Below are 12,296 nucleotides of genomic sequence, written 5' to 3'. Positions count from 1 at the left end.
ACCGGCCGGGATTGGGGAAAACGTGACAAAATATGACCCATCGGATATGTCTGGGCGCGTGACACCGATACACGCGAAAAGGATATAATCCATGCGCAGAATAGCCACGCTGGCGGCGCTTGCCGCCATTACTTGCGCAACCACGGCCCATGCCGAACCCGGTGGCTGCCTGAAATACGGCGCCGTCGGCGCAGTAGGTGGCCATGTGGCGGGCCATGGCGTGCTGGGGGCCGCCGCCGGGTGTGCGACCGGCATGTACAAGCGTCATGAATACCGCAAGGAAGCCAGGGCCAAGGCGGCGTTGTATGACAAGGAACATCCCGGTTCCAAGGGCACGTATCAGGAAAAGGCCACGGCGTATGATGTCGAACATTCGACAACGCCGGGCAAGATGAACCCCGATGCCGCCCCCGCCCCTGCTACGCAGGCACCTGCGGACGGCGCGCAGAAAATGTGAGCCATGCCCCGCGGGCACGGGTCGCGCCGTTGCCCGCGGGGATGAATAAAGGCATACTGCACGCATGATCACGAAGGTGTGAGTCCTACTTCCCTTCCCCAAGGTTCAGGAAAGACATGCGTGCGATCCGTTTCCTGTCGCGCAGCAGCGCGATGGTGGTGATACTGGCCGCCCTTGTATGGTGGCTGTCGGGGCCGTTCTTTCACCGGCCGGTACTGGGTGGCGCGCTGGCGCTGGAAGCCGTGATATTCTGGGTCTGCGGCCTGCTTTACACCGAAGATTATCCACACCACATGGTGACCTTCGCAGGCATGACGGTGGTGTTTGGCCTGCTGGGCATTGTGGTCATGCTGCCGTTCGCGCGGCATTACGTCATGATCCATGGCGTGTGATGTGCATGTCCCGGCAGATGTATTTTTTGTCATTTAATCGAATTCGATAAAACTATTATCCATCAATGTAGTTAAAGGGATGTGGATATCGTGACACCACAACGTCTCCCAATCCCTAAACTCGGCGTCCCGCTTCGGCGGGGCGCTTTTTTTTCGTGCGCAGGGAAAACGCGCATGGTGCATCGTGTGTGACGACGGCCCGTCCATTGAGGGGCGCTTTGCGGTATTCAGACGGCAATGGGGTCAAGGACCATTCGGAAAAATCAGGGATGGGTGTTTCGGTGTAGCATGAGGCTACCTGTGGTCCCTGCCGCATTCATCCGCTGTTCGTAGTCTTTTACAAACGACCCCAGAGGAACGGGCTGCACCAGCGAACCTTGAGCCAGACTGAACCGGGGGCCATCACATAGCCGCAGCCTGAGCGGGCGGTATAGTGCTGCGTCCTGATCATTTCAGGAATGCTGCTTGTCTGTCTCCGCTCGCGCCGGTTTGCAGGCGCGATCAGATCCCATTCCTCATTCGTAGGGCCAGAAGGATCGTGTTTCGTCTTGTGGCCCCTGCGTCCGTATCCAGATGCCTGTTTCACGCATCAGTGCTCTGACACCTATCATATCGAATTTCAAAAAAGGCCCTTATATCCACAACATAGGTATCATCTCTCGATATATAAAATCAGCATAGGGGCGAGTTGTAAGTCATAATATGTCGATTTTCAGGAAATGATTCATATTGTTACCAATCATTTCAAATATATGTTGTATAAAAGAGCTCATATCCTGTGGCGTTAACGACACTATACTGGAAAATATGATGTAAGCCATGGTATTGTGGCATGCTTTCACCGGTTCGTGACGTATACTGAATTCGATGTTGAAACGATAAACAGGTCCCCATGGCACCTGTTACGGGTACGGGATCTGCCGGGAACGTAGGGATGATGAAACGACTGTCTGCCGTCATGCTTGGCATGCTGCCACTGGGAAATGTTGCGTTCGCGGGGGACGGTGCGGTGCTGTACCAGACCAATTGCAGTATCTGCCATGAAGCGGGTGCGCAGGGCCGTCCGGGGCAGTTTCCGCCGCTGGTCGGGCGTGCGGCGCAGATTTCCGCCACGGCGGAAGGGCGGCAATACATGGCTGCCGTCGCGTTGAATGGCATCATGGGCCGGATTACGGTAGGGGGCGACATCTATACCGGGTTCATGCCTTCGTTCAAGATGCTGCCCGATGAGGATATTGCCGCCATCCTGAACCATGTCGCCAGCCTGCCGGGCGGGGAGGAAACGGTGCTTTTTACCCCCTCCGATATTGCTACAGCCCGGACGGAGCGCCTGTCACCCCCGGCGGTGGCGGAAAAACGCAAAATTCTGGATGTCATTCATCCCCTGCCCTGACCCCGGAAATTCTAGAGGGTGTTATGCACTTTGGGCGAGCAGTTGAGCGGCATTTCTGAGCATGAAGCCAGCGAAGGCGATGGTGTGCATTGCGGCGAGGGTTGAGGCGCAGCGCTCGTAGTCTTTTACGAGCCTTCTGCACCGTGTCGCCCATGCGAACGATCTCTCCACGATCCATCGTCGGGGCAGCAGCACAAAACCCCGCTTTGCCTGAGGCAGCCTGACGATTTCGAGGGTGATATCCAGAGGTGGCCCCATTTGTTCGGACAGATTTGCGGGTTGAATAAGCTATCGCCCGATGTTGCTATGCCGCCAATTTCTCGTTGTTGCTGACCGACACCGCTGCCGGGGTTAACCCCGGCAGCGGTGTCGGAGCGGATCCATGATACGCCTCATCGGGCGTGCGTCCAGCGAGCGCCGAGTGTGGGCGCCGCGAATTATAATGACCAATCCATTTCGCCAGGCCGGCACGAAGTTCCGAGCCGGTCTCGAAAGCGTGGAGATACACGCATTCATATTTCAATGACCGCCAGAGCCGTTCGATGAAGACATTGTCCATCCAGCGGCCGCGCCCGTCCATGCTGATGCGGATCTGCCGGCCCTGTAGCACTTCGGTGAAGCGCGGCGTGGTGAATTGGCGGCCCTGATCCGTGTTGAAAATCTCCGGCGTCCCGTAGCGGGCCAACGCCTCCTACAAGGCCTCGATGCAGAAGTCCGCATCCATGGTATTGGACAGGCGCCAGGCCAGAACCTTGCGCGTCGCCCAGTCCATGATCGCCGTCAGATACAGAAAACCCCGGCGCATCGGAATGTAGGTGATATCCGAACACCAGACCTGGTTGGGCCTGTCGATCGTCAGGTCCCGCAGGAGATAAGGATATGTGCGATGCTCCGGGTGGGGCACCGTCGTCCTGGGTTTCTGGTAGATCGCAACCAGCCCCATCCGGGCCATCAGCCGTCCGATCCGCTTGCGGCCTACCTCATGGCCCAGACGGCGAAGGTGCCGCGCCATCTGCCGGGCGCCATAATACGGCGTTTCCATGAACTGTTCGTCGATCAACCGCATCAGCATCAGGTTGAACGCGTTTTCGGGCGCAGGCTGATAATATACCCCAGATCGGTTGAGCCTCAGCAAGGTGCATTGCCTGACAATCGGCAAGCGGGGACGTTGCGGGTCGATCATTTCCCGCCTCTGGTCACGCCCAAGCGAACAGAGGCATCCCGCAAAAAATCCCGTTCCACCAAAAGCTGGCCGATCTTCGCATGAAGCTTCTCAACCTCGGCCGCACTCGTCGCAGGCTCCGCAACGGCCTTGCCCGAAAAGGTCGCTGCCATGCCCTCGATCGCCTGACGCTTCCACTGGGCAATCATCGTCTGATGCACACCGTGCTTCGACGCCAGTTCCGACAACGTCTGCTCGCCACGGATCGCCTCAAGAGCCACACGAGACTTGAACTCACACGAATACCGTTTCCTCGTAACCTTGCCCATCAGTCCCTGTCCTTATCCAGGCCGGGGATAGCTTATCACCCTGTCCGATTTTCCGGGGCCTCCTCTTCCTGCTCTCTGGCAGCTTTCGCCGGTTTTGATCCGGTATAGCCCTGATCAGCCCATGCCAGTTCAACGCTACCGTCTGTTGCCTGCTGAATGGCTTGCGCGAGCGGAGCGACTTCTGCCCGATCATCTCTGTCTGCCGGGGTGACGTGCAGGGCCAGAAGATGCCCTAGGGTGTCGACCGCCATGTGCAGCTTCGATCCCTTTTTTCTTTTCGCGCCATCATACCCGGCGCGTGAACCACTCTCAGGGGTTGAGCGCAGTGTCCGGCTGTCGATAATCGCCGTTGTCGGCTCGGCCTGCTTTCCTGCAGCCAGACGCAGCACGGCCCGGAGATCGTGGACGACAACCTCGAAACATCCTGCGTCCATCCAGCGCCGGGATTGCTGATAAACCGCAGTCCACGGTGGCAGATCGTTCGGCATCGCGCGCCATGCTATACCGTAACGGATCACATACCGCAGGCCGTTGAACAACTCTCTCAGATCATGATGTCGCTGCTCTGCATCCTCTTTCATCAGAAGGAGATAGGGAACAATCAGAGACCACTCTTCGTCACTGATATCAGACGGATACGGTTTGCGAGCAGTATTCATCCACATATTCTGCAACAATTACACAAAAAAGTACATAACACCCTCTAGAAAAACGTAAGAAAGTGTTTGGTGCAGCTTTTTTTAAAAAGATTCAGACTGTGCCGCCTTCCTGAAAAAAGGCGCTGCCTGAATATTTTTCATGCACCCGTTCAGGACGCGGCGATTATCCACGCGCGGCATGCCATACGTCAAAGGAAAATACAGTATAATCCTCTCCGAAGGACTGTGAATCACGGAACACAGCTTAATTCAACAAACTAACAGGTCTTGATGCTGCGATAATCCTGAAGACCTCGCGGAACTCCAGAAACATGCCTATCCGCATCAAGGATGTTGTCAGTAAGGTTGTTTGCAGGTGGTTATGTATTATAAAAATATTGATAATATAAATAAAACGACATTCAACATTATTTAATAACAATGTTTATTACTAATAAAAAAATTATCCACCCTTGCAGTCTGGAAGGTTATTATCTGTAGGTAGATCTACCTGGTAAATTTTCCAGCCTATCTTGTCACGTTGTAGCCGAACACATATCGCGAGTGATTCGCCGGAATCTTTTGGGAAATCCATAAAAAGACGGACAACGGACATGTTTTTATTTTTATGTATAATCCTGGTCGACATGGAAGATGCCCACTGGGCATCAAAATCCTGAATGTGGAGAAAATAATCTGAATCTCCCAAATAATTTGGGCTCCATGGTGGTAGAAGATTACCCTCTGGTTCAGATTTATGGGAGCGAACTATTTTTTCAAACAATGATTTTGTAATGTATTTTTTAATGTCTACACCACAAAATAAATCATCCATGTCCTCTTGTTTGGGTTTACTAATAAATTGAGCGCATGCAATCATATATTTTTTATAAAACCCAGCACTTCCCGCTCGGGCGTTATGCTCTGGGCATGTGTCCGGAATGGAAAAAAGATGAGAACGCAGAAGCTTAATATTTTTAATCTATTCTGGATGCCTGTACATTTTATAGCGTGGTTTTTCATTACGATATGACAGTCCAGGCCACATGGTTCTCTATTTGCAATCTGATATCCAAATATCACATCGAACATATGATATGTCCATCTGTATGTCCTTTGACAGGCTGAATAACAGCCGCATCTCCGGTCCGAAATGGTCCTGCTGACGCAACATCAATAAAACCCGATATAATGAAAACAATGTAAAATATAGATAGCATTTACTGCGTGGACTGTCAGACCGTAACCCACGGAGCCGCCAACATGTTCCCAACCTGACCTTCTATGTCTTCCTGCCCGAAAAGGGAGCTTTTCCCCGCCATATCGGGCGCACAAAGGGCGGACTGAACTCAAGGCTTCATGCCGTATGTGACGACGAGGATCGGCCTGTCCGGCTTTATCTGACTGCTGGACGGGTCGGTGACTTCAAGGCGGGCGATGTTTTGCTGGCAGACCTTTCCGATAAGACCGGGGAAGTCACCACAGACCGGAGATATAACAGCAGCAGGGTCAGACAGTCTCTTGCAGGGCAGAATATCACAGCCTGTATTTCGGGCCGGGCAAAAACGGGAAATCAAAGCCGTTTTACAACGGGCACCAGTATAAAAAGCGCTGCATGATCGAAAATATGTTCGGAAAACTCAAAGACTGGCGACGTATTACGACCAGATACGACCAGTGCGCTCATGCACTCATGTCTGCTATCCAGATCGCGGCAACCTTCGGCTTCCATCTCAAAGAATGTGTCCTGAGCCTAAGCAATATTTTAATACGTCCGGCCCCGATAAGGTGACATGTTTTGTCATAATTCACCTGTTACGGAATGGAACCACCCTATGTCCCACGACTATGCCAAAGCCAACCCCGCGCCTCTGGGCCTTATGGGGTTTGGCATGACGACAGTGCTGCTTAACCTGCATAACGCCCATATCGTGCCGATGGGGGCGGCGATACTGGCCATGGGACTGGTTTTTGGCGGGGCTGCGCAGTTTGTCGCCGGAATGCTGGAATATGGCAACGGCAATACATTCGGCATGACCGCCTTCATGGCATACGGGGCGTTCTGGATTTCGCTGGTGGTCCTGCTGTTCCTGCCGCAATGGGGGCTGGTGGCGGCGTCTTCCCCTACCCTTATGGGAAGTTACCTGTGGATGTGGGGGCTGTTCACCGCCATCATGGCGCTGGGGTCACTGGCTGCGTCGCGTGCGCATCAGGTCGTGTTTTTCAGCCTGCTGGTACTGTTTCTCCTGCTGGGCAGTGCTGAAGTTTTCGACCGTCCCGGCCTTGGCGTCGTGGCGGGATATGAAGGACTGTTCTGCGGTTTCAGCGCGATCTATCTGGCCGCGGCCGAGATTCTGGAAATCCAGTTCGGCCACCCTGTCCTGCCTATCGGCCTGCCCGGTGCCGGGCGGTCCATTGCGCAGCAGCACGAGGATCTGGTGGTCCATCTTTCCTGAATGTGGATGACAGGCGGCGCGTTCAGACGGGCGTGCCGCCATGGGCCACCCATGCCCGTTCCCGGGCCAGTAGCTGTGCCTTGCGCGCAGGCCCCCACCGATAGCCTGACAGGCTGCCATCGCTGCGGATGACCCGGTGGCATGGTATGATGATCGCCATCTCGTTCGCGGCGCATGCACCCGCCACGGCCCGCACCGCGCCCGGCCTGCCGATGCGCGCGGCCAGTTCGGCATAGGTCAGGGTCGTGCCGCAGGGTATGGCACGCAGCGCCTGCCATACCTGTTGCTGAAACGCCGTGCCGTTTAACTCAAGCGGCAGGTCCGCCTGCGTGCCTGGCGCGTCAATGCAGGCCGTAATAGTGGCGATCGCCCCGTCCATCGTGCTGTCCCCTTCCACAATGGGGGCGGCGGGAAAGCGTTCATGGGCGGCACGGCGCAGGCTGTTCGCATCATCATCCAGCATGACGGCTGCAATCCGGTCGCCACGCATCGCCACCAGCACTGCGCCCAGTGTGGATTGCCCCATGCCGAGACGGATATCACCCTGACTGTCGCGTGATCGCACCTGTGACGCGTTCATGGCCTGCTATCCTTATGCAAGAACCCAATCCCCGCGCATGGTCTACAATGCGCGGGGTGTGGTGATCCTAGCGCAGGATGCCGGTATGCCCAATGGAATACCGACCCGGCTGCGGCCAGACGGTCAGGCCATGCGGTTCCTGCCCCACGGGGATCTTGCGCGTGGCGCCCGTGGTCGTGTCGATGGCGTAAACCACGTCATCAAACCGGCCGGACAGCCACAATGTCTTGCCGTCATCGCTGACATTGCCCATGTCGGGGCTGCCGCCGCCGGGAATAAGCCACTGGTTCACGACCCTGTCCGTGGCGAAGTCGATCACGCTCACGCCGCCGGCCTTGCTGTGGGGCGGGCCGTGGATCTTGTGCGAACCGCGGTTGGCCACGTACATTTTCGTCCCGTCGCGGCTGGGATACAGGCCGTGCGTGCCGATGCCGGTGGGGATGAACCCGGTCTCGCGGAAGGTGTCGCCGTCAATGATGAACACGCCATCGGCATGCATGTCGGCCACATAGAATTTGTGCCCGTCCGGCGCGATCAGGATATCCTGCGGCATGCCGCCACCAGACAGTTTCAGGTAGCCCATCACCTTGCGGTTGACGGTATCCACCTTGGCCAGATAGCCACCGAATTCACACGTGAAGATGGCGTAACGCCCGTCGATCGAGAAATCGGCATGGTTCACGCCCTTGCACTGCGGCACGGACACCGAACCCTGCAGTTCCATGGTGTGCGGATCGCGGAAATCCAGCCGTTCGCGTGCTTCAGCCACGGTTATGGCTGACTTGCCATCGGGCGTGAAATACATGTTGTACGGATCATCCACCGGCACATCGGCCAGCGGCTGCGTGGTGCGCGGGTCGATGGGGGTCAGCGTGCCCGCCGTCGTGCCCTCGGCATTGTTGGTCACCCACAGCGTGCGCAGGTCCCATGCCGGGACGACGTGTTGCGGGCTTTTGCCCACCTTGAAGCGCGAGACGACCTTGTATGTCTGCGGGTCGATTACGTACACGTTGTTCGAACGCAGGTTGGGCACGTAAACGCGCGCCGGGTCCCTGGCCACTTCCGGGTTCAGGTGGCCTGCCGTCGTCTCGGAATAGATGTTGTGCGGGTCCACGACCGGCGGCATTCCGGGGATGGTGTCCACGGTCTGGGCCAGTGCCGTGCCACCCATCAGCAGCGACGCGGCCAGCCCCAGAATCGGCAGTTTTTTCTTTTGTGTCATAGTGTGATCCTGTTCCTCGCGGCCCCTATAGCACGCCGTGAACCCGGCGCAATCAGTTCGCTTTCTGTCCTGTTAGGTCGTGTTGCATGGCGGCCACTGCGGCGTTGACCTGCATGTCCGCGCCCACTTCCCCCAATGCCGCATCGGCCCGGCGGGGATCGCCGCCATACACGCCCTGCGCCGCCGTTGGCAGGGGGGCGGTACGCAGCGCCTGCGTGCGCACCATGGCCGGGTCCAGCGCCAGCATCAGCGCCGTATCGGACAGGTCGGCATGCTGTCCCACTTCCGACCCGTGGCCATGCTGGCGCAGCCATGTGGCGTAAGCGCCCGGTATCACGTCATAATAGGCGGGGATGTACAGCACATGCGCCCCGTTGCGCTGCCAACGCCAGTTCAGCATGTCCGCCACCGCGCGCAGGTCGCGCTGGTAGCCGCCGTGATCCCCGATCAGCACCACGCGGGTAAAGCCCTGCACGCGCAGGCTTTCCGCCGCATCGGTCAGCACGGCGCGGAAGGTGGAGGGGGAAAGGCTGAGCGTGCCGGGAAAACGCATGTGCGACGTGCGTGGGGTCGTGCTGCCTTCAGGCACGTAGGCCATGACGGGGGCGACCAGCGTATGCCCCGTCTGGCGTGCGATGCGCCGCGCAAGGATCATGGCCCGCACGTCATGCTTGCCCACTGCGATATAGGGTCCGCTCTGTTCCGTGCCGCCCACGGGAATGATCGCGGTGGTCGTGCCATTGCGGATGGCATCGCGGATTTCGGTCCATGTCAGGTCCGCGAAATCGACGCTGTCCGGGGCGGCGGCATGGGCGGGCGCGCGCCCCCACAGCGCCAGCATGATCGGCGCAATGGCCAGAATACGGAAACGGTTACGCATGCGGCTGCGGTCCTTGGCGGCAGGTGTTCGACTGCGCACCTGTGCCCTGCCCTTGCGCGCTTGGCAACCGTGCCCTGCGTGAAGGCATGAAACCCGCTCCATCCCCGCCCGTTGGAAATCCCGATCCCACGCAGCACGGCATTCCAGCACGCCCGCTGCCCCTTATCACCATGACCATCAGGGACACGCGAACATCTCATGACAAAGACACCGCACCCATCCGCATCCCCCGCCACCCATACCGGCCCCGGCGGGGAAACCCATCAGGTCGCGGGGGGCGACACGCCGGTCATGACCACCCAGCAGGGCGTGCCGGTGGCCGATGACCAGAATACGCTGCGCGCGGGCGCGAACGGTCCCGCGTTGATGGAGGATTTCCATTTCCGCGAAAAAATCTTCCATTTCGACCATGAACGCATACCCGAGCGCGTGGTCCATGCCCGTGGCTACGGCGCGCATGGCTTTTTTGAACTGACCGACAGCCTGAGCGATGTCAGCAAGGCCGATATTTTCCAGCGCGAGGGCGAACGCACCCCGGTATTCGTGCGGTTTTCCACCGTGGCGGGCAACAAGGGTTCGGCGGACGTGGTGCGTGACGTGCGGGGCTTCGCCGTCAAGTTCTATACCAAGCAGGGCAACTGGGATCTGGTTGGCAACAACATCCCGGTCTTTTTCATTCAGGACGCGATCAAGTTCCCCGATTTCGTGCATGCGGCCAAGCAGGCCCCGGACCGCGACTTCCCGCAGGCGCAGACGGCGCATGACAATTTCTGGGATTTCGTCTCCCTCTCCCCCGAAGCGACGCATATGGTCTGCTGGGCCATGTCGGACCGGGCCATTCCGCGCTCCTTCCGCTTCATGGAAGGGTTTGGCGTCCATACCTTCCGCCTGATCGATGCGCAGGGCCGCTCCACTTACGTCAAGTTCCACTGGAAGCCCAGGCTGGGCCTGCAGTCCGTCGCATGGAACGAGGCGCTGAAAATCAACGGCGCTGACCCCGATTTCCACCGCCGCGACCTGTGGCAGGCCATTACCAGCGGGAATTTTCCCGAATGGGAACTGGGCGTGCAGCTTTTTGATGATGCGTTTGCTGACAGCTTCCCCTTCGACATCCTCGACCCGACCAAGCTGATCCCCGAGGAACTGGTGCCCGTACGCCGCGTGGGCCGTCTGGTGCTGGACCGGATGGTGGACAATTTCTTTGCCGAAACCGAACAGGTCGCCTTCTGTACGCAGAACATCGTGCCCGGCGTCGATTTCACCAACGACCCGCTGTTGCAGGGGCGCAATTTCTCCTATCTCGATACCCAGACCAAGCGCCTTGGCGGTCCCAACTTCACCCATATCCCCATAAACGCGCCCAAGTGCCCCTTCCACAATTTCCAGCAGGACGGGCACATGGCCATGCACAACCCGAAGGGGCGGGCCAACTACGAACCCAATTCGTGGTCCCAGCCCACGGGCGGCCCGCGGGAAACGGGGGAGGACTTCCAGACCTTCGCCGCGGACGTGTCCGGCCCCAAGCTGCGCCAGCGTTCGGAATCCTTCGCCGATCACTACAGTCAGGCCCGCCAGTTTTTTATCAGCCAGACGCCGGTGGAACAGACCCACATGCGCGATGCGTTCATATTTGAACTGAGCAAGGTCGAAACCCCCGCCATCCGCGCGCGCATGGTCAGCCACCTGCTGCATGTGGACAAGGAACTGGCCGAAGCGGTGGCAAAGGGACTGGGCCTGTCGCCCCTGCCCGCCCCGGCGCAGGCTGCCCGCCCGGTCGTGGCCGGGCTGGAACCCTCACCCGCGCTGAGCATCCTTGAAAACGGTCCAGGCAGTTTTACGGGCCGCAAGCTGGGTATCGTGATTACCAATGGCGTGGATCATGAACTGCTTGGCGCGCTACAGGATGCCGTGGCGGCGGTGAATGCCACCGTGGAGCTGATCGCGCCGACCGTGGGCGGACTGAAGGACAGCGCGGGCAACCCGCTTGTGGCGCAGCAGCGCATCAATGGCGGCCCGTCGGTCCTGTATGACGCGGTGGCCCTGCTGCCCACGGTGGAAGGCGCCAACGCCCTGCGGCATGAGGCGACGATGCGCGACTTCATCGCGGATGCCTTCGCCCATGCCAAGTTCATCGCCCATAACGATGCCGCCGAACTGCTTCTGGCGGCGGCGGGCCTGCACCCCAAAATGCGCGATGAAGGGGTGATCGCGCTGGAATCCGCATCGGATGCGGACACGTTCATCCAGACCTGCGGCGCGCTGCGCCTGTGGGCACGCGAAGGGCGGGTTCATAGCATCTGAGCTGACCCTTACCCGGTGGCTCTTGCATCCGTGCGGCATTCCTCCCCACAATGCGGGCTGCCGGGCGCTCCCGCCCGGTCCGGGACCATCGCAAGAAGCTGATCCATGACGCAGGAAAACACGCCCCGCCCCCAGATATCCATCCTGTACTGCACGCGCTGCAACTGGCTGCTGCGTTCGGCGTGGATGGCGCAGGAACTGCTTTCCACCTTCGGCATGGAACTGGGGGGCGTGACCCTTGTGCCGGGCGATGGCGGATGTTTTGAAATCACGGTTGACAGTCATGTGGTGTGGGAACGCAAGCGCGACGGCGGCTTTCCCGGCCCCAAGGAACTCAAGCAGCGCGTGCGCGACGTTATCGCGCCCGAACGCGACATGGGCCATATCGACCGCAAATCCACGCCCGATGGCGATCCGCCCCCCTGACCACGCCAGCCGTAGCGGGCACATTGTAACGGCCCCTGCCCCATCCCATAATCAAGGGTA

The 12,296-nt window shown here is 58.6% G+C and carries 11 protein-coding genes and 3 pseudogenes; 7 read left to right on the top strand and 7 right to left on the bottom strand.

Translation table 11 applies throughout. The features are described from left to right. The first annotated feature begins 91 nt into the window (after positions 1 to 91). The 3 genes from KSAC_RS02285 to KSAC_RS02275 all read left to right on the top strand — a co-directional run bounded on the left by KSAC_RS02285 (position 92) and on the right by KSAC_RS02275 (position 2,242). Positions 92 to 457: a hypothetical protein gene (locus KSAC_RS02285; RefSeq protein ID WP_102323735.1), complete on the top strand. Its 366-nt coding sequence runs from the start codon at positions 92 to 94 to the stop codon at positions 455 to 457. Between the two features lie 116 nt (positions 458 to 573). Next, positions 574 to 849 (top strand): hypothetical protein, encoded by a 276-nt coding sequence (locus KSAC_RS02280; protein WP_102323736.1) that lies wholly within the window; start codon positions 574 to 576, stop codon positions 847 to 849. Between the two features lie 934 nt (positions 850 to 1,783). After that, on the top strand, positions 1,784 to 2,242 hold the full coding sequence (locus KSAC_RS02275; protein ID WP_341812786.1) for a c-type cytochrome: 459 nt from the start codon (positions 1,784 to 1,786) through the stop codon (positions 2,240 to 2,242). A gap of 21 nt (positions 2,243 to 2,263) precedes the next feature. On the opposite strand, the pseudogene KSAC_RS02270 reads toward KSAC_RS02275, so the two are convergent. The 4 genes and pseudogenes from KSAC_RS02270 to KSAC_RS17790 form a co-directional block, all read right to left on the bottom strand. Then, a pseudogene (locus tag KSAC_RS02270) lies at positions 2,264 to 2,482 on the bottom strand (transposase); the annotation flags it as partial. Between the two features lie 64 nt (positions 2,483 to 2,546). Then, a pseudogene (locus KSAC_RS02265) lies at positions 2,547 to 3,733 on the bottom strand (IS3 family transposase). Positions 3,734 to 3,771: 38 nt separating this feature from the next. Next, a pseudogene (locus KSAC_RS02260) lies at positions 3,772 to 4,392 on the bottom strand (IS5 family transposase); the annotation flags it as partial. Positions 4,393 to 4,834: 442 nt separating this feature from the next. Further along, on the bottom strand, positions 4,835 to 5,206 hold the full coding sequence (locus tag KSAC_RS17790) for a DUF3828 domain-containing protein (RefSeq protein ID WP_408884737.1): 372 nt from the start codon (positions 5,204 to 5,206) through the stop codon (positions 4,835 to 4,837). Between the two features lie 388 nt (positions 5,207 to 5,594). On the opposite strand from KSAC_RS17790, the gene KSAC_RS17785 reads away from it, so the two are divergent. Both KSAC_RS17785 and KSAC_RS02245 read left to right on the top strand, forming a co-directional pair. Further along, the gene (locus KSAC_RS17785; protein WP_132306051.1) at positions 5,595 to 5,990 is read left to right on the top strand and encodes a transposase; all 396 of its coding nucleotides are present in this window, start codon (positions 5,595 to 5,597) and stop codon (positions 5,988 to 5,990) included. Between the two features lie 216 nt (positions 5,991 to 6,206). Further along, positions 6,207 to 6,827 (top strand): acetate uptake transporter, encoded by a 621-nt coding sequence (locus tag KSAC_RS02245; protein WP_132303958.1) that lies wholly within the window; start codon positions 6,207 to 6,209, stop codon positions 6,825 to 6,827. 22 nt (positions 6,828 to 6,849) lie between these two features. Here KSAC_RS02245 and KSAC_RS02240 read toward each other — a convergent pair whose 3' ends face one another. From KSAC_RS02240 to KSAC_RS02230, 3 genes are all read right to left on the bottom strand, one after another. Next, positions 6,850 to 7,407 carry a methylated-DNA--[protein]-cysteine S-methyltransferase gene (locus KSAC_RS02240; protein ID WP_132303956.1) on the bottom strand — a complete coding sequence of 186 codons (558 nt, stop codon included), beginning with the start codon at positions 7,405 to 7,407 and terminating at the stop codon, positions 6,850 to 6,852. Between the two features lie 67 nt (positions 7,408 to 7,474). After that, complete coding sequence (locus KSAC_RS02235) at positions 7,475 to 8,629, bottom strand: YVTN family beta-propeller repeat protein (RefSeq protein WP_102323743.1); 1,155 nt, start codon at positions 8,627 to 8,629, stop codon at positions 7,475 to 7,477. 52 nt (positions 8,630 to 8,681) lie between these two features. Then, positions 8,682 to 9,470 (bottom strand): creatininase family protein, encoded by a 789-nt coding sequence (locus KSAC_RS02230; RefSeq protein ID WP_243705337.1) that lies wholly within the window; start codon positions 9,468 to 9,470, stop codon positions 8,682 to 8,684. Positions 9,471 to 9,707: 237 nt separating this feature from the next. Here KSAC_RS02230 and KSAC_RS02225 point away from each other — a divergent pair, with 237 nt between their 5' ends. Beyond that, positions 9,708 to 11,810: a catalase gene (locus KSAC_RS02225; RefSeq protein WP_132303954.1), complete on the top strand. Its 2,103-nt coding sequence runs from the start codon at positions 9,708 to 9,710 to the stop codon at positions 11,808 to 11,810. 105 nt (positions 11,811 to 11,915) lie between these two features. Then, positions 11,916 to 12,236 (top strand): SelT/SelW/SelH family protein, encoded by a 321-nt coding sequence (locus tag KSAC_RS02220; protein WP_132303952.1) that lies wholly within the window; start codon positions 11,916 to 11,918, stop codon positions 12,234 to 12,236. Positions 12,237 to 12,296: the final 60 nt, after the last annotated feature.

Source organism: Komagataeibacter saccharivorans, from assembly GCF_004348195.1.
In the GTDB taxonomy this organism is placed as follows: domain Bacteria; phylum Pseudomonadota; class Alphaproteobacteria; order Acetobacterales; family Acetobacteraceae; genus Komagataeibacter; species Komagataeibacter saccharivorans.
The sequence above is the reverse complement of the archived record's forward strand: the minus strand, read 5'-3'. Positions and strand labels throughout refer to the sequence as shown.

What these genes read in the sequence shown, in the direction of transcription:
- KSAC_RS02225 (WP_132303954.1), top strand. Translation starts at nt 9,708, where the DNA reads ATGACAAAGACACCGCACCCATCCGCATCCCCCGCCACCCATACCGGC.
- KSAC_RS02235 (WP_102323743.1), bottom strand. Translation starts at nt 8,629, where the DNA reads ATGACACAAAAGAAAAAACTGCCGATTCTGGGGCTGGCCGCGTCGCTG.
- KSAC_RS02230 (WP_243705337.1), bottom strand. Translation starts at nt 9,470, where the DNA reads ATGCTGGCGCTGTGGGGGCGCGCGCCCGCCCATGCCGCCGCCCCGGAC.
- KSAC_RS02275 (WP_341812786.1), top strand. Translation starts at nt 1,784, where the DNA reads ATGATGAAACGACTGTCTGCCGTCATGCTTGGCATGCTGCCACTGGGA.
- KSAC_RS17790 (WP_408884737.1), bottom strand. Translation starts at nt 5,206, where the DNA reads ATGGATGATTTATTTTGTGGTGTAGACATTAAAAAATACATTACAAAA.
- KSAC_RS02240 (WP_132303956.1), bottom strand. Translation starts at nt 7,407, where the DNA reads ATGAACGCGTCACAGGTGCGATCACGCGACAGTCAGGGTGATATCCGT.
- KSAC_RS02285 (WP_102323735.1), top strand. Translation starts at nt 92, where the DNA reads ATGCGCAGAATAGCCACGCTGGCGGCGCTTGCCGCCATTACTTGCGCA.
- KSAC_RS02280 (WP_102323736.1), top strand. Translation starts at nt 574, where the DNA reads ATGCGTGCGATCCGTTTCCTGTCGCGCAGCAGCGCGATGGTGGTGATA.
- KSAC_RS02245 (WP_132303958.1), top strand. Translation starts at nt 6,207, where the DNA reads ATGTCCCACGACTATGCCAAAGCCAACCCCGCGCCTCTGGGCCTTATG.
- KSAC_RS02220 (WP_132303952.1), top strand. Translation starts at nt 11,916, where the DNA reads ATGACGCAGGAAAACACGCCCCGCCCCCAGATATCCATCCTGTACTGC.